Raw genomic sequence first — 16,139 nt, 5'->3', positions numbered from 1 at the left:
ATCCCTATCCAGCGCGCAATGGCCGGTAGAAGGCGCGGATCTCTGCCGCGAGCGCTTCGGGTTGCTCCATCGCCGCGAAATGGCCGCCCCTTGACATGACGCTCCAGCGGCGGATGTCGGTGAACGTGCGCTCGGTAACGCTGCGCGGCGGTCGCATGATCTCCGCGGGGAATTCGCAGTAGCCCATCGGAACGTCGACCGTTTGCCCGAAAGGAATGGGCCACGGTCCATGCGCACGGGCGTAGTAGGGCCAGAACGATGAGCCGATGGCGCCGGTGAACCAGTACAGGCTCACATCGGCGAGGATTTCGTCTTTCGTGAACACCGACTCCACATCGCCGCCGCAGTCGGACCAGCTGCGAAACTTCTCGGCAATCCACGCTGCAAGTCCCGTCGGCGAATCGTTCAGCGCATAGGCGAGTGTTTGCGGCCGGGTGCCCTGCTGCAAGCTGTAGCCCGTTTCCTCCGCGAGCCAGTGCTTCAGTTCGGCGAGGTACTGGAGTTCTGCCGGGCTGGAATCCGCATTCGCTACAAGGTCGCGCCCGACGGGGAGGAAGTTCAGATGCACCCCGATGGTCTTGTCCGGATGCGCCAGTCCGATCCGTGAGGAGATGAATGCGCCCCAGTCCCCACCCTGCGTGCCGAAGCGTGAATAGCCCAGCACTTCGCTCATCAACTGCGCAAACGCGTCCGCGATCTGCTCGATGGAAAAGCGCGGCTGGTTGGCCGCGAACGAGAGGCCATAGCCCGGCAAGCTGGGCGCCACCACGGTGAAGGCGTCGGCCGGGTCGCCACCGAAGCGTTCGGGGTCGGTCAGCATCGGGATGATGTCGAGAAACTCGAACACCGAGCCCGGCCAGCCATGCGACAGCAACAGCGGAAGCGGCGCGTCGCCTTTGCCCGTGACGTGGAGGTAGTGCAGGTCGATGCCGGCGATCGGCACCTTGTACTGCGCGAAGGCATTGAGTCGCGCTTCCTGCGCGCGCCAGTCGAAGCGGTTGCGCCAATGGTCGACGAGTCCGCGCATCCATTCCAGGTCGGCACCTGTCTGCCAGGGGGCGCCGGGCATGGCGTCCGGAAAGCGGGTTCGCGCCAACCGCTCGCGCAGATCGCCGAGCGCCGTTTCATCCACGTGAAGCTTGAAGGGTAGGGGTGTCATGGCGGGAAAGCTTGACGCTTGCAGCACGATTCAGTCAAGCAGGAGCGGCATTCCAGGATCAACCTCGCGGGTTGCGCTTCAACGCATGGGGAATGCCGAGTTGACGAGCGGGTGGCGCGAATGCATTCTGTTGCGCGGCAAGGCACTTGTGCGCTCCCGGTCGGCCCCGGGTGGCTTGCGTACACCGTAAAGATGCAACCCGATGGAGATCTGTCGATGAGCACGCTGATTCGCCCCAACGTCGTTGTCCCGATCAAGGCCATGTCGGCCAGCGCCAAACTCAAGATCGCCAACGAAGCCGCCCTCAAGGCCGGCATCTCGAAGTTGTTCAAGACCCTCACGCCGTTGATGACGTGGGGATTCCATGCCGCCAACGATGCCGGCATCGGCAAGCTGACAGCCGGCCCGGGGCTGGGCACCATCGACTTCGATGCGCAGCAGGTGGAGGTCCTGCCGGTGGATGTGTCGGCCAACCAGCGGCCATTGATCCTGGATGTGACGCTGCCGAAGGGCCACTTCTACGTCGTCGACGTGTTCGGCGCTTCGCCCGGAACCCTGAACTTCTTCGCCACCAGCGACCGCACCGCCACGGGCGCCAACTTCACGACGCACTACGGCATGACGGTGACGACCGCAGGCCAGCACTTTGTGTTCGTCCTGCAGGTACACGGCTCGGCGGACGGAAGCAAGGACTACTACAGGATCAAGATCGGTGCCGATGCGCAATGGCAGTTCGAGAAGATCGAGCTGACGAAGGTGGAGTGATGGACTGGATGTGCGGTGATGCCATTTCCAAAGGTACTTTCCGGCATGGCGACATCTCGTGAGCAGGCGGTTGCATGAAGCAGCGGCCTCACGGTTTGGACGAATCGGCCACTGACGTTGGCGTGCTGGGTGTGGGTGCCGTTGCAGTTGGCGGCACTGTCTCGGGAATCGTCGACAATCAATGCCCCCGCGGATCTTCCCTGGAGGCATCATGACATTGCGCTCCCTGGCAGTGCTTGCAGCAGCCCACGTGGCCGTCTGCGCTTGTGTCGGGACAGGCGGGCCTGCGCGGCAAGATGTGGTTGCGGGTTCCGTCGTGATCCCGCTGCGCGCAACCCCGGTCAATGCGGGCAATGTGGGTCGGATCACCTTGTTGCCAATGGGCGGTGAAACCAGCGTCCGTGTTGATCTGAGTGGTGTGCCGGCTGGCACTACGGCACCGATCCATGTCTATACCTTCATCTACGAGGCGGCGTGCGACGCGCTGCCGTCCAAAGCGGCCTATGCGTTGAACGACAGGGTGCTCGTGTCGAACAATGCAGGCAACCTCGGCGTAACACCGCGCGGCCCCTACCGACTCGCGCACACCGCGCCGCTGTCGATGAACGAGCTGTTGAGCGGGCGATTCTCGATCGCGCTTCGTTCGGCGCCTGCGGATGGAGATCGGGTGATCTATTGCGGTGAGCTGCGTCGCGCGTAGCGTCTGGCTTGCGCTTCGTCTCATTTCAGCTCCCCACTAGCCAAGCGGTGACACCCCGGTCATCCAGACGTGTACCCGCAACAGGAAAACTGCATAGACCAACAGCCCTCCGACGACCACGATCAGGTCATTCCAGGAAGATGGAGGGGCTCCAGGGACGCTGCGCGGCACGGCACGGCGCTTGACCGAAATCCTGTCTGCCACCGCCCAGAGAAGGAAGGCTCCGAACAGGAGAACGTCCGCCAGTGTTCCGTTGGCCAACAGGTGCGCCGTGGCCCACAGCTTCACGGAGAGCAGCATCGGGTGCCTGGCGATGCGCTGGATGCGACCGGGGAGGTAGGCCGCAATGAACAAGGGAAACACTGGAACCATCAGCAGCAACGCGACATGGCGCAGCGCCTGCGGCGGCGCATAGAGCACCACCGGACTCTGGCGCGCCACGCCATAGCCGTAGATGAGCAACAGCAGGCCGGCCAGCGATGCGAGGGCATAAAGGCCCTTCCAGAGTCGCTCTCCGCGCCGGGCGATCTGCGCGTCCCGCCAGGCAGGTGCGACGATGGAGACCGAATGAACCCCCAGGAACAGGATGAGGCCAGCGACAAGAAGTGGCATGGAAACTCCTCCGGCATGCAATAGTTGCTCGATGCGGACGATCAACCTGCGTGGCTGCAGGATGCGCCCAAGCCTGCATTCTGCGCTCCAGCTCCGGGTTCGCTGCAAGGAGGCGATCAGGCAAAGCCAGGCCCCGGCAGTGAGCGCAAACCCGCACAGGCGCCCGTTCGCGGATAGCATATGACGGCTCCCTTGTTCGTGAAGGAACCAGCGGTCATGACTGAATCCGGATTCAGGCAGCGCTTGATGGCGATCCTGTCCGCGGACGGCGTTGGCTATTCGCGCCTGATGGCGGCGGACGCACATGCCACAGTCGCAGGCCTCGAGGCCGCACGCGCAAGGTTTCGAATGGGAATCGAAGCCAACCAGGGGCGCGTGATCGACATGGCGGGCGATTCGGTGCTGGCCGTATTCGAGAGCGCCATCGGCGCCGTCTCGGCAGCCTTGGCCGTCCAGCGCGAACTCGACGACGCCTGCCACGCAATGCCCGAAGACCGGCAGATGCGCTTTCGCATCGGCATTCATCTGGGAGATGTCATCGAAAAGGATGACGGCTCCATCTACGGCGATGGCGTCAACATTGCCGCGCGCTTGCAGACGCTGGCCGAGGCCGGCGGAATCATGGTGTCCGATGCGGTGCAAGGGGCGGTGCGCGGCAGGCTGGCGGCGAACTTCGTCGACCAGGGCGAGCAGCAGATCAAGAACATTCCGCAGCCGGTGCGCGCCTTCGCGATCCGCGCCGTCGACAGCGCGACGCCGCAGGCCGGCACATCCACGCTGGAGCGCCTTTCGCGTCCCGGAATCCTTTCGCTCGCTGTGTTGCCCTTCACCAATATGAGCGGCGACCCCGAGCAGGACTACTTCGCCGATGGCATGGTCGAGGACATCATCTCGGCACTGGCACGCATGAGGTGGCTTTTCGTCATCGCGCGCAACTCGAGCTTCGTCTACAAGGGCAAGGCGGTGGACATCAAGCAGGTGGGCCGGGAACTCGGGGCGCGCTACATCCTGGAGGGAAGCGTGCGCAAGTCCGGCAACCGCGTTCGCGTGACCGGCCAACTGATCGAGGCAGAAAGCGGACACCATGTCTGGTCCGAGCGATTCGAGGGAACCCTCGCGGACGTGTTCGAACTGCAGGACCGGATCGCCGAGGGCATCGTGTCGGCCATGGAGCCCAGCATGCTGCGTACCGAAGTCCAGCGCGCGCGTGCCAAGCCGAAAGCCAGCTTGCAGGCCCACGACCTCCTGCTTCGCGCTCATGCGGGATTGATGCCAGGCATGTCAGGCGCGGCGAGGGACGAAGCCATGTCGTTCATTCGTCTCGCGCTGGAGAAAGACCCCCACTACGCGCTTGCAAACGCGCTGGGTGCTTTTGCGTGCATGGAGCGCGTCATTGACGCCCGCGCCAAGGCGCACGATGTGAAAGCCGGCTTGCGCTACGCAGAAGAGGCGCTCCTGAATGCCAACGACGACCCGAGAGTCCTGAGCTACGCAGGCGCGACACTCGGCACCCTGGGTTACCGGGTGAAGGGCGTGCGCGTGCTGGGATTTCGCTACGACGAAGCGGAGCGCGCCATCGAGCGCGCACTGAGCCTGTGTCCGAACTTGCTTGCCGCGCAGTTCTGCGCCGGGAACGTGCGCAACATCCTGGGCGACGGAGACGCGGCGCTCGGACATTTCCAGCGTGCCATGCAAATCAGCCCGCTGGATCCCGGGACCAGCGGATTCATCGCGTGCGTCGGCGCGGCGCACTTCGTCGCGGGCAGGTACGACGAAGCATTGAAGTTTGTTCAACGTTCGATCCAGGACAGCCCGAAATATGTCTACGCCCACCTGTTGATGCTGTTGGCGCTGGGGCGCATGGAGCGCATGGACGAAGCCAGGGTGGCAGCGCAACGCCTGCTTGAGTTGGCGCCTGAACTCACCGCGTCGCGCTACCAGAGCTTCTCGCCGATGAAAGATCCTGCCTTCCGGAAGCGAAACGCTGAAATTCTTCGTGCTGCCGGCGTTCCGGAGTAGGGGATGGAGAGGACTTCAAGCGGGCACGCTCGCAGGGCTGCTCGCGCCCTGAGGAGCTTACGCATCGTTGAGTATTGCATCGCATGCATCAATCAGTCCAAATAATGCACTTCTCCTGAAATAGCCCGGACTCCACACTTCGTCCCGGAGCTGCCGCCATTCGGTGCAGCAAATTGATGGAGACGAATGTGGAGTTACAGCGAAAAGAACTGCAAGCCTGGATCGGGCGCAGCGAGACGGTGCATGACGTCGTCAATCACACCCCGGTTGTCGCGCTCACGGCGACGCTCGACCATCCTGCAAGCCCGGTGGTCGCCGGCACGGCACTCCCACCCTTGTGGCACTGGCTGTACTTTCTGCCGATGCATCGCCAGAGCGAGATCGGCGCAGACGGCCATGCGAAGCGCGGCGGGTTCCTGCCCCCTGTGCCGCTGCCACGCCGCATGTGGGCCGGCAGCCAGTTCGAGTTCCGCTCGCCGATTCGCGTCGGCGACCGTGTCGCGCGCACTTCGACGATCGACGATGTAACCACCAAGGAAGGCCGCACCGGCAAGCTGGTGTTCGTGAAGGTGCGGCACGAGCTGCGTTGCAACGAAGCCGCCGAGCCGGCGCTGGTCGAATTCCACGACATCGTCTACCGCGAAGCCCAGGGCCCGAACGACGTCGCGCCACCGCCGCTGGCCGCGCCGACCGAGGCTGCGTGGCGTCGCCAGATCGTGCCGGATGACGTGCTGCTGTTCCGCTATTCAGCGCTCACCTTCAACGGCCATCGCATCCACTACGACCGCCAGTACGTCACGCAGGTCGAGGGCTACCCCGGCCTCATCGTGCACGGCCCGCTGATCGCGACGCTGCTGATGGACTTGCTGCGCCGCCAGTTGCCCGACGCTGACGTCGCAAGTTTTCGCTTCAAGGCCGTTCGGCCCACTTTCGACCTGAACGCCTTTCATGTCAGTGGCCAGCCGCAGGGTGACGGAAAGACGATTCGCCTCTGGGCCTCCGATCACGAGGGCTGGCTGACGATGGACGCCACCGCGGTCCTGCGCTGATCCACCACCCACTTCAATCAAGAGAGACAAGCACATGCAGCCACTCAAGGGCATCACCGTCGTCACGCTGGAACATGCCATCGCGGCGCCGTTTGCCACACGCCAACTGGCCGATCTGGGCGCCCGCGTCATCAAGATCGAGCGGCCCGGCTCCGGCGACTTTGCCCGTGGCTACGACGAGCGCGTGCACGGCCTGGCTTCGCACTTCGTCTGGACCAACCGCTCCAAGGAAAGCCTCACGCTGGACGTAAAGCACCCTGAAGCTGCGAAGGTGCTGGAACGCCTGGTGCTGGAGAAGGCGGACGTGGTCGTGCAGAACCTCGCGCCGGGCGCCGCATCGCGCCTCGGGCTGGGCTACAAGCGGCTTTCCGGAGTCAAGCCGGGGCTGGTCGTCTGCGACATCTCCGGGTACGGCGACGACGCGGACCATCCCGGGCCTTACCGGGACAAGAAGGCCTACGACCTGCTGATCCAGAGCGAAGCAGGCTTCGTCTCAGTGACAGGCACGCCCGATGAGCCCTGCAAGGCCGGTCCCTCGATTGCCGACATTGCCGCCGGCATGTACGCGTACAGCAGCATCCTCGCCGCACTGTTGCAGCGCGGCCAGACCGGCAAGGGCCAGCGCATCGACATCTCCATGCTGGAGTCGCTGGCCGAATGGACCAGCTATCCGCTGTACTACGCCTTCGAAGGAGCACCACCGCCACCGCGTACCGGCGCAAGCCACGCCACCATCTACCCCTACGGTCCATTTCCCGCCGGCGACGGCACAACGGTGATGCTGGGCTTGCAGAACGAACGCGAATGGGCGAGCTTTTGCGACAAGGTGCTGCAGCAGCCTGCACTCGCAACAGATGCGCGGTTCACGGCAAATTTCAAGCGCGTCGCCGAGCGCGACGCCTTGCGACAGATCATCGTGGACGCTTTCAAGCCGTTGACGGGTGCGCAGGTCGTCGAGCGGCTCGAACTGGCACAGATCGCCAATGCGCAGGTCAACACGATGGCGGACGTCTGGTCGCATCCGCAACTGAAGGCACGGGGGCGCTGGACCGAAGTCGGTACCGCAAAGGGTCCCGTGCCGGCGATGCTGCCGCCGGGCACCTGGGACACCGGCCCACGAATGGACCCGGTGCCGGCACTGGGCGAACACACCGACGCGATCCTGGCCGAACTGGGCTATGGCACGGCCGAGATCGCCGGGCTGCGCGAGTCCAAAGCCGTCTGAGGCGAGTGCCGTGAAGTCTGAATCTTCAACTCCCGCACGCACCTATCTGTTCGTGCCCGGCACCCGGCCTGAACGCTTCGCCAAGGCGCTCGCCAGCGGCGCCGACGCGGTTGTGCTGGACCTCGAGGACGCAGTGGCCGCGGACGACAAGGTAGCGGCTCGCCGCGCGATTGCAGCGTGGTTTTCCGACGCGTCACCCGAAGCCCGGTCGCGCATTGTGGTGCGCGTCAACGATGCCGGATCGACGTGGTTTGCCGACGACCTTTCAGCCTTGCGTGACGCCGGTGTGGCCAGCGTCATCCTTCCCAAGGCCGAGTCAGCTGGGCAGATTGCCGCGACGCATGAAGCGCTGCCCGGCGCCAGCGTGCTCGCGCTCATCGAAAGCGCCCGCGGCGTGGCCCAGGTCGACAGCGTGGCCGCTGCCGGTGCGTCGCGACTCGTGTTCGGGACGCTCGATTTCGCACTCGATCTCGACATGGACATCAGCACGGACGCATCAGGCCTCGCCTATGCCGCGAGCCGGATCGCCATTGCCTCGCGCGTCGCAGGCCTGCCAGCACCGGTGGCAGGTGTCACGCCGCAACTCGATGACGAAGCGCGGTTGCTGGGCGACCTTGCCGATGCGCGCTGCCATGGCTTCGGCGCCAAGCTGTGCATTCACCCGCGGCAGGTGCCGCCGATCCATGCGGCGCTGCGACCCAGTGCACAAGCCCTCGACTGGGCGCGTCGTGTTCTCGCCGCGGATGCCGTGTCTCCCGGCGCGGCGCGACTCGACGGCCGCATGGTCGACCGGCCTGTGGTGCTGCAGGCACAACGAACGCTGGCCATGGCCCGCGATTGAACCCCCATTCCCCAACTTCCCAAGCAGAAAGAGACAACACCATGGCCTCCACCATCATCGACTCACGAATCTTCGGCGACATGTTCAGCGACGCGCGCATGCGCGACGTCTGGTCTGACGAGAACCGCACCGCCAAGTACCTGGACATTGAACGCGCGCTCGCCAAGGTGCAGGGCGAACTGGGCATCATCCCCAAGGATGCGGCCGATGAGATCGTCCGCAACTGCGAGTTGTCGCAGATCGACTGGGTCAAGCTCAAGGCCAAGACAGAGCAGATCGGCTATCCGATCATCGCCGTAGTCAACCAGATCAATGCCAACTGCCGCGACAAGCTGGGCGAGTTCTGCCACTGGGGCGCGACCACGCAGGACATCACGGACACCGCTGCCGTGCTGCAGATGCGCGAAGGCCTCGCGCTGGTCGAGGAAGACCTCGACGAGATCGGTGACGCCCTGGCATCGCTTGCCACCCAATACCGCGACACACCGATCATCGGCCGCTCGAACCTGCAGCAGGCCACGCCCATCACCTTCGGCTACAAGATGGCCAGCATCCTGGCCGGCATCGATCGTCACCGGGAGCGCCTGCAGCAACTCAAGCCGCGCGTTCTGATGGGCGAATTCGGTGGGGCGTCGGGCACGCTTTCATCACTGGAGAAGGGCGCGATGGAAACGCAGGCCGGCCTGATGAAGGAATTGGGCCTGGCGCAGCCCCTGATCTCATGGCACACGGTACGCGACACCATCGCCGAAGTCGGCGCCTTCCTGGGCCTCGTTGGCGGCTCGCTCGGCAAGATCGCGATGGACGTCAAGCTGATGATGCAGACTGAAGTGGCCGAAGTGTTCGAGCCCTTTGCACCCGGCCGCGGCTCGTCGTCGACCATGCCGCAAAAACGCAATCCCATCTCGTGCCTCTACATCCATGCGAATGTTTCTGTGGCGCGCCAGCATGTCGCTGCGCTGATGGATGCGATGGTGGCTGACCACGAGCGCTCCACCGGCCCGTGGGAAATCGAATGGGTGTCGCTGCCCGAGATCTTCTGCCTGATGTCCGGCGCGCTGAAGCAGACCAGGTTCGTGCTCAAGGGGCTCGAAGTGGATGCGAAACGCATGCGCGCGAACATCGACATCACCAACGGACTGGTCATGTCCGAGGCGGTGATGATGGGGCTGGGCCCGTACATCGGCCGCGAATACGCACATGACCTGGTGTACGACCTGTGCCGCGAGTCGATCACCGGGAACCGGCCGCTGATCGAGATCCTCGCCGCGCATCCCGAGATCAACCGGCACGTCAATCGCGCGCAGTTGGAGGCCATGTGCGATCCGGCCAACAACCTCGGCCAGGCCGGCGTGATGGTCGACCGGGTGCTGGCCGCGCGCAGCTGACGCCTGAGCACGGCAGGAGACAACACCATGAACATCAGGAAGCTCTTGAAGCTCCTTTACGTCCAGGTCCTGATCGGCCTGGTCCTCGGCATCACCGTGGGCCATTACTGGCCTGACTTCGGCGCCAGCCTCAAGCCGCTGGGCGACGGTTTCGTCAAGCTGGTCAAGATGATGATCGCGCCCGTGGTGTTCTGCACCATCGTCACCGGGATCACCTCGCTGGGCGACTCGAAGGAGATCGGCAAGACGCTGTTGAAGGCGATGGGTTTGTTCTACGCACTCACGATCATTGCGTTGATCACGGGACTCGTCACCGTGTTCCTGATGCAGCCGGGCGCTGGCATGCACATCGACCCGAAGAACCTGGACGCCTCGGTGGCGACGAAGTTTGCGAACCAGATCCACATCCACGGCTTCACGGACTTCGCGCTGCACATCATCCCCAACGCCTTCTTTGGTGCCTTCTCCGAAGGCGAGGTGTTGCCCGTGTTGCTGCTGGCGGGGTGCTGTGCGGCTTCGGCCTGACGCGCATCGGGGCGGCGGCCAAGCCGGTGCTCGACGGCATCGATGGCTTCTCGCACATGCTGTTTGCGGCCTTCAGCATCATCATGCGCTTGGCGCCCATCGGCGCATTCGGTGCCATGGCCTTCACGGTGGGGCGCTACGGCATCCAATCGATCGGCTCGCTCGGCCTGCTCATCGGTACTTTCTATGTGGCGTGTCTCTTCTTCGTCATCGTGGTGCTCGGTGTCCTGTGCCGCATGCACGGGTTCAAGCTCTGGCAACTGTTGCGCTACATCCGCGAAGAACTGCTCGTGGTGCTGGGCACCTCGTCCAGCGAGCCGGTGCTGCCACGCCTCTTGATGAAGCTGGAACGCCTTGGCTGCAAGAAGGGCGTGGTCGGGCTGGTGCTGCCCACGGGCTATTCCTTCAACCTCGACGGCACGGCGATCTACTTGACATTGGCATCGATGTTCATCGCGCAGGCTTGCGACATTCACCTGTCGTGGGGCCAGATCGCAGCGATGCTCGGCATCATGCTGCTCACCTCCAAGGGTGCGGCCGGCGTCACCGGCAGCGGATTTGTCGCCCTGGTGGCCACGCTCACGGTGATGCCCGAGTTGCCGGTGGCTGGCGTCGCACTCATCGTCGGCATCGACCGCTTCATGTCGGAAGCCCGCGCCCTGACCAGCACCATCAGCAATGCTGTGGCCTGCATCGTCGTCTCGAAGTGGGAGAGAGCGTGCGACCACGACATCCTGACGCGCGAGCTTTCGACCAACTATGCGAACACGGAGCACGAACTGGAAGAGGGGGACATGCGGCCGCTGCCGCTCGGCCCGGCTGGCACGGCTCACTGAGTCGCAGAAGAGTGGGAGGGGGCGGCGGCGCGGCCTTTGGCCGGCTTGCCGCGCTTTGCCTTCATCTCCAGGAAGAATTCGTAGAGCTGCTGCGCTGCAGGTGACAGCGAGCGGCCTTTGCGCCTGATGAGTCCGATCTTGCGGGTGATGAGCGGCTCGGACAGCGGCACGCTCACCAGAAGCGGATGGTCGGCTCCTGGCATGGCCATCGAGGGAACTGCAGCCACGCCAAGGCCAGCCTCGACCAGGCCGAGCATCGTCGTCACGTGCTGCGTCTCGTAGATGCTTTGAGGACGGCCGGGTACGTTCGCAAGCGCCTGGTCCAGCAGCAGGCGGTTGCCCGACACCTTGCTCACCGAGATGTAGTCGTATGCGGCCAGCTCGGTCCATGTCACCCGGCGCTTTTTTGCCAGCGGATGGTCTCGCCGGCACGCGGCGACGAAGCGCTCTTCCAGCAGTGGCGTGAAGTCGATGTCGGGCTCCTGGCTGCCGACGAAGTTCAGCCCGAAGTCTGCCTCCCCGCGTGAGACGGCCGACAACACGTCGTTGGCACTGTCATCGAGCACCTTGACCCGGATCTTCGGATAGCGCTCGTGGTAGCGCGAGATCACCTGCGACAGGTAGTAATAGACGGTGGACGGCACGCACGCAATCGTCACCTCGCCCATGCGCGTGCCTGCGACACCCCGGATACCGAGCAGGGTCTGGTCGAGGTCGTCGAGCAACTGTTGCACCTTGCGGTCGAAATCGCGGCCCACCGAGGTCAGGCTCACGCGCCGCGTGGTGCGCTCCAGCAAGCGCACACCCAGTGCTTCTTCCAGCTTTTCAATGCGCCGGCTGAACGCCGGCTGCGAAACGTGCAACGCGTCGGCCGCCTTCCGGAAGCTGCTGAGTTCGGCCACGGCCCGAAAAGCCTGCAAATCGTTGAGGTTGAAGTTGATGGCCATCGCTCGTCCTCGCAGGAATCGACTGATCGACAGTGTGCATCAATCCATCGCAAACATGCAATTCACAGCATCGATCAAACCAAAGACCATTGGGGCACGGTCAAGCAAGAGAGCTCGACACACAGCTTCAACCATCATCGGAGACATCAATGCAGTTTCGTCATTTCCTCGCCCTGGGTGCCATCGCCGCAGCGTCCGCACTCGCTTGCGGGCCCGCGCTCGCCGCCTTCCCGGAAAAGGCCATCACCATCGTCGTGCCGACGGCCGCCGGAGGCGCCAACGACGCCATGGCGCGGGTCATCGGCCAGGCCATGTCGGTTGCCTTGAAGCAGCCGGTGATCGTCGACAACAAGGCCGGTGCCAATGGCGCCATTGCAAGCGAGTCCGTCATGCGTGCCGCGCCCGATGGCTACACGCTCATGCTGGGCTACATCGCCACGCACGCGATGAACCCGGCGCTGCAAAAGCTGCGCTATGACCCGGTGAAGGATTTCGAGCCGGTTGGCATGGTCGGATCGTCGGCCACCCTGATGGTCGTCAGCCCTTCGGTCAAGGCCAACAATGCGAAAGAGGTCGTTGCGCTGCTGAAGGCCGCGCCTGACAAGACCAGCTACGCGTCGGCCGGCAATGGAACCGCTCCGCATTTCGCCGCCGAGATGTTCAAGCTTTCCACCGGCACCAGCATGCTTCACGTGCCCTACAAGGGTTCGGCGCCCGCGGTCACCGACACGATCGGCGGCCAGACGCAGGTGATGTTCCCCAGCCTTTTCACCGCCATGCCCTATGTCAAGGGCGGCAAGCTCAAGGCCATCGGAGTTGCCGGCAGCAAACGCTCGCCCTTGATGCCCGACGTTCCCACGCTCAAGGAGCAGGGCATCGACAACGTCGATGTGTCGCAGTGGTACGCCTTGTTCGCGCCGGCGAAGACGCCCAAGCCTGTGATCGAGCAACTGAACAAGGCGCTCAACGAAGCCCTGGCGGACAAGGCGGTCATCAAGAAGCTTGAAGACCACGGCGCCGAAGTCGAGACCATGTCGACGGACCAGATGCGCACCTTCGTCCAGCAGGAGCAGGTCAAGTGGAAGAAGGTCGTCCAGGCGGCCAAGCTGACGGCGGATTGACATGAGCAGAACACTTCCTTGCGTGTTGATGCGCGCAGGTACTTCGAGAGGCCCGTTCTTTCTCAAGGAGTGGCTTCCCGCGAACGAAGAAGAACGCGACCAGGCACTCATCGGCGCCATTGGTGCCTCCGACCCGCTTCAACTGGACGGGCTCGGTGGCGGCAGCACGCTGAACAGCAAAGTGGCCATCGTCTCGCGCTCGAAGGAGCCCGGGTGCGACCTCGACTACCTGTTCGCCCAAGTCGGAGTCGGTCATCGTTCCGTCGACACACGGCCGAACTGCGGCAACATGCTCTCCGGGGTCGCGCCCTTCGCCATCGAGCAGGGCCTCATTGAGGCGCAAGACGGCACGACCTGCGTACGGGTCTTCAACGTCAATACCCGGTCGCGCATCGACGTCACGGTCAGGACGCCCGGCGGCCGGGTCACCTACGAGGGCGAGGCGCGCATCGATGGCGTGGCAGGCACGGCAGCGCCCGTGCTGTTGAATTTTCTCGACGCCTGGGGTGCGGTGACCGGCAAGGTCTTTCCGACCGGCAAGCGCATCGACATCATTGACGGCATCGAGGTGACATGCATCGATGCGGCCATGCCATTGATGATTGTTCGCGCACGCGATCTCGGCGTGGCGGGCAATGAGAAGCCGGCGGCACTGGATGCGAACGCTGCGCTGCTGGAGCGCCTGGAAGCCCTGCGCCTGAAGGCCGGTCTGCTGATGGGACTCGGTGATGTCTCAGGCAGTGTCATTCCCAAGCCGGTCCTGGTCAGCCCTGGCGACTCCCCGGACAGCATCACATCACGCTACTTCACGCCGCGTCGCTGTCACGCATCGCATGCGGTCACTGGCGCCATCGGCGTTCTGAGCGCCTTTGCGCTGCCCGGCACCGTCGCCAGTGCCGCCGCACGCGAACCTGGCCAGCACAACCTGGTGCTCTTGCATCCGGCGGGTCAGATCGATGTCGAAGTCGAACTCGAGGGCCATGGTGACGAGGCGGCAGTCACGGCGGCCGCGCTGGTTCGCACCGCCAGGAAGATCATGCAAGGCGAGATGCAGTTGCCCGACTATGTCTTCACGCGGCCGCAGGCGCCCGATCAGCCGCCCGCGAAGTTTCCGCGCAAGCCCGTCACGATCATCGTTCCGACACGCGCGGGCGGTGGCAATGACACGATGGCAAGGATCATCGCGACCCGTCTGAAGCCCCTGCTCGGACAGGAAGTTTTGGTGGACAACCGCGCGGGCGCCAATGGCGCGATTGCCAGCGAGTACGTGGCCAAGGCCGAGCCCGACGGCCACACCTTGATGTTCGGCTACGTCGGCACGCATGCAATGAACCCGGCATTGCAGAAGCTGGCATACGACCCGGTCAGCGACTTCGAACCGATCGGGCTGATCGGCTCCTCGCCCACGCTGGTCGTTGCCAACAAGGAGACTGGCATCAGCGACGTGCGATGCCTTGTCAAGCGATTGACGGGCGCCCCCGGAAGCATCAGCTATGCATCGGCTGGTGATGGGACGCCTCCGCATTTCGCGGCTGAGCTGTTCCAGTTGAGCACCGGGACGAAGATGACTGGACGGACCTACGATGGCGCGGCGCCCGCCATCGTCGACACGCTGGATGGGCGGACACAGGTCATGTTCCCAAGTCTCTTCTCGGCGCACCCATTCATCCTTGCAGGCCGGCTTCGTGCGTTGGCAGTCGCGGCGCCCGCGCGCCTGAGGGCACTGCCCAACGTCCCCACGCTGGCGGAGGCTGGCATCGACGGCGTCGATGTCTCGCAGTGGTACGGCCTTTTTGCGCCGGCAGGCACGCCCGCGGACGTGGTCGCAAGGATCAACCGTGCCTTGAACGAAGTGCTCGATGAGCCCGAAGTGGTGGCGCGTTTCGAGAGGCAAGGCGCCAAGGTCGAGCCCGGACGTCCTCAGGATCTGGGCAAGCGTGTTCACGACGATCTCCGTCGGTGGCAGGGTGTGGTGGCCGAGGGCGCGCTCGCGCCCCAAGATCTCCGGATTCCGGTTCTGGACTGACCGGCGCCTGCCTTCAGGGGGCGATTGCCGGTTTCAGGGCATTGCAAGTGCGGCGATCCGGTTGCAGTTCGGTGGACGGGAATGGCAAGTGTGTGCGGCGGTTGCCAGATGGCAGGGAAAGAGTCGCAACCCGGCCGACCCGCTGAGCGCGAGGGGCGAGTGATGGGTCGTGAACGCCGCCCAAGTCGCTGATGCCCGATGGCGTGGTGTGGCGAAGCACTGACGACCGCTACTCGACGCCCTCTCGCAAAATTTCAAGAAAGCGCATCGCAAGCGGCGAGAGCACGTGATTCTTGCGCATGACCACGCCGATCGCCCTCGTGAAGCGCGCCTCCGCGAAGGGCAGCGGCGAGAAGCCGTGGCCACCCGGCCCTGCCAAGCTGGCTTCGCTCATGAGCGCCACCAGATCGCTGTGCGCGAGCAGCCGGCTCAGCGGGGACGCCGTGTTGCTCACCTCGATCGCGACACGGGGGGGTGGAAGGCCGGCCTCCGCCAACCTTGCCTCGACCCCGCGGCGGGCAGCGACGTCGGGACCGGGCAGCATCCACTGCGCATCCACCAGATCCTGCAAGCGCACGCGTCGGCGCGAGAGCAGCGGATGGCCTTCGCGCACGACCATGCAGAGGTCGTCTTTCATCAACGACAGCGCCTGCAGGTCATCGGGCAACGTCCGCGGGATCGCGTTGATGCTCAGGTCCAGGTCGCCGAGGCGCAGCGCGGCCAGCAGCGTGTCGTTCAGATTGATCATCAAGCGCAGCCGCGCGGCGGGGCGCTGCTGATGCAACTGCAGGAAGGCCGGCACGAACAGGCGATCTGCGTAGAGCGGTGACACGCCCACGCGCAACGTGCCCATCGCACCCAAGTGCAGGTCCGCGGCTTCCTTGATGGCGTCGCCCAGGCTGGCGCGCAGGGTCTGCGTACGCTGG

13 protein-coding genes and 1 pseudogene are annotated in these 16,139 nt (G+C 64.4%); 10 read left to right on the top strand and 4 right to left on the bottom strand.

The genetic code is table 11. From position 1 onward, the window contains the following. Positions 1-4 precede the first annotated feature (4 nt). Complete coding sequence (locus QTI66_RS19615) at positions 5-1,159, bottom strand: epoxide hydrolase family protein (RefSeq protein ID WP_286561534.1); 1,155 nt, start codon at positions 1,157-1,159, stop codon at positions 5-7. Between the two features lie 216 nt (positions 1,160-1,375). Here QTI66_RS19615 and QTI66_RS19610 point away from each other — a divergent pair, with 216 nt between their 5' ends. Further along, positions 1,376-1,924 carry a hypothetical protein gene (locus QTI66_RS19610; protein WP_286561533.1) on the top strand — a complete coding sequence of 183 codons (549 nt, stop codon included), beginning with the start codon at positions 1,376-1,378 and terminating at the stop codon, positions 1,922-1,924. A gap of 211 nt (positions 1,925-2,135) precedes the next feature. Next, positions 2,136-2,624 carry a hypothetical protein gene (locus QTI66_RS19605; protein WP_286561532.1) on the top strand — a complete coding sequence of 163 codons (489 nt, stop codon included), beginning with the start codon at positions 2,136-2,138 and terminating at the stop codon, positions 2,622-2,624. A gap of 36 nt (positions 2,625-2,660) precedes the next feature. On the opposite strand, the gene QTI66_RS19600 is transcribed toward QTI66_RS19605, so the two are convergent. Next, positions 2,661-3,236, bottom strand: a complete 576-nt coding sequence (locus tag QTI66_RS19600) for an NnrU family protein (RefSeq protein ID WP_286561531.1) — start codon at positions 3,234-3,236, stop codon at positions 2,661-2,663. Between the two features lie 216 nt (positions 3,237-3,452). Here QTI66_RS19600 and QTI66_RS19595 point away from each other — a divergent pair, with 216 nt between their 5' ends. From QTI66_RS19595 to dctA, 6 genes and pseudogenes are all read left to right on the top strand, one after another. Then, entirely contained in the window at positions 3,453-5,255 is a 1,803-nt protein-coding gene (locus QTI66_RS19595) for an adenylate/guanylate cyclase domain-containing protein (protein ID WP_286561530.1), read from the top strand. 188 nt (positions 5,256-5,443) lie between these two features. Next, positions 5,444-6,304 carry an HTD2 family dehydratase gene (locus QTI66_RS19590; RefSeq protein ID WP_286561529.1) on the top strand — a complete coding sequence of 287 codons (861 nt, stop codon included), beginning with the start codon at positions 5,444-5,446 and terminating at the stop codon, positions 6,302-6,304. 34 nt (positions 6,305-6,338) lie between these two features. Next, positions 6,339-7,529 carry a CaiB/BaiF CoA transferase family protein gene (locus QTI66_RS19585; RefSeq protein ID WP_286561528.1) on the top strand — a complete coding sequence of 397 codons (1,191 nt, stop codon included), beginning with the start codon at positions 6,339-6,341 and terminating at the stop codon, positions 7,527-7,529. Between the two features lie 10 nt (positions 7,530-7,539). Further along, complete coding sequence (locus QTI66_RS19580; RefSeq protein ID WP_286561527.1) at positions 7,540-8,370, top strand: HpcH/HpaI aldolase/citrate lyase family protein; 831 nt, start codon at positions 7,540-7,542, stop codon at positions 8,368-8,370. 41 nt (positions 8,371-8,411) lie between these two features. Continuing rightward, a complete protein-coding gene (locus tag QTI66_RS19575) occupies positions 8,412-9,758 on the top strand; it encodes a class-II fumarase/aspartase family protein (RefSeq protein WP_286561526.1) in 1,347 nt (448 codons plus the stop codon). A gap of 27 nt (positions 9,759-9,785) precedes the next feature. Next, positions 9,786-11,119, top strand: a pseudogene (dctA, locus tag QTI66_RS19570) (C4-dicarboxylate transporter DctA). On the opposite strand, the gene QTI66_RS19565 reads toward dctA, so the two are convergent. After that, positions 11,113-12,066: a LysR family transcriptional regulator gene (locus QTI66_RS19565; protein WP_286561525.1), complete on the bottom strand. Its 954-nt coding sequence runs from the start codon at positions 12,064-12,066 to the stop codon at positions 11,113-11,115. The pseudogene dctA and the gene QTI66_RS19565 overlap by 7 nt on opposite strands. 149 nt (positions 12,067-12,215) lie before the next feature. On the opposite strand from QTI66_RS19565, the gene QTI66_RS19560 reads away from it, so the two are divergent. Beyond that, on the top strand, positions 12,216-13,187 hold the full coding sequence (locus QTI66_RS19560) for a Bug family tripartite tricarboxylate transporter substrate binding protein (protein ID WP_286561524.1): 972 nt from the start codon (positions 12,216-12,218) through the stop codon (positions 13,185-13,187). Position 13,188: 1 nt separating this feature from the next. Further along, the gene (locus QTI66_RS19555; protein WP_286561523.1) at positions 13,189-15,213 is read left to right on the top strand and encodes a 4-oxalomesaconate tautomerase; all 2,025 of its coding nucleotides are present in this window, start codon (positions 13,189-13,191) and stop codon (positions 15,211-15,213) included. 229 nt (positions 15,214-15,442) lie between these two features. Here QTI66_RS19555 and QTI66_RS19550 read toward each other — a convergent pair. Next, a partial coding sequence (locus QTI66_RS19550; protein ID WP_286561522.1) for a LysR substrate-binding domain-containing protein occupies positions 15,443-16,139 on the bottom strand: 697 nt, incomplete at its 5' end.

Origin of the sequence: Variovorax brevis (assembly GCF_030317105.1) — a bacterium.
Lineage (GTDB): Bacteria > Pseudomonadota > Gammaproteobacteria > Burkholderiales > Burkholderiaceae_C > Variovorax > Variovorax brevis.
This window is presented reverse-complemented; position numbering and strand designations above follow the sequence as displayed.

Bases quoted from the DNA above. Each gene is read 5' to 3' on its own strand.
- QTI66_RS19555 (WP_286561523.1), top strand. From the start codon at position 13,189: ATGAGCAGAACACTTCCTTGCGTGTTGATGCGCGCAGGTACTTCGAGA.
- QTI66_RS19615 (WP_286561534.1), bottom strand. From the start codon at position 1,159: ATGACACCCCTACCCTTCAAGCTTCACGTGGATGAAACGGCGCTCGGC.
- QTI66_RS19575 (WP_286561526.1), top strand. From the start codon at position 8,412: ATGGCCTCCACCATCATCGACTCACGAATCTTCGGCGACATGTTCAGC.
- QTI66_RS19565 (WP_286561525.1), bottom strand. From the start codon at position 12,066: ATGGCCATCAACTTCAACCTCAACGATTTGCAGGCTTTTCGGGCCGTG.
- QTI66_RS19595 (WP_286561530.1), top strand. From the start codon at position 3,453: ATGACTGAATCCGGATTCAGGCAGCGCTTGATGGCGATCCTGTCCGCG.
- QTI66_RS19610 (WP_286561533.1), top strand. From the start codon at position 1,376: ATGAGCACGCTGATTCGCCCCAACGTCGTTGTCCCGATCAAGGCCATG.
- QTI66_RS19600 (WP_286561531.1), bottom strand. From the start codon at position 3,236: ATGCCACTTCTTGTCGCTGGCCTCATCCTGTTCCTGGGGGTTCATTCG.
- QTI66_RS19560 (WP_286561524.1), top strand. From the start codon at position 12,216: ATGCAGTTTCGTCATTTCCTCGCCCTGGGTGCCATCGCCGCAGCGTCC.
- QTI66_RS19605 (WP_286561532.1), top strand. From the start codon at position 2,136: ATGACATTGCGCTCCCTGGCAGTGCTTGCAGCAGCCCACGTGGCCGTC.
- QTI66_RS19585 (WP_286561528.1), top strand. From the start codon at position 6,339: ATGCAGCCACTCAAGGGCATCACCGTCGTCACGCTGGAACATGCCATC.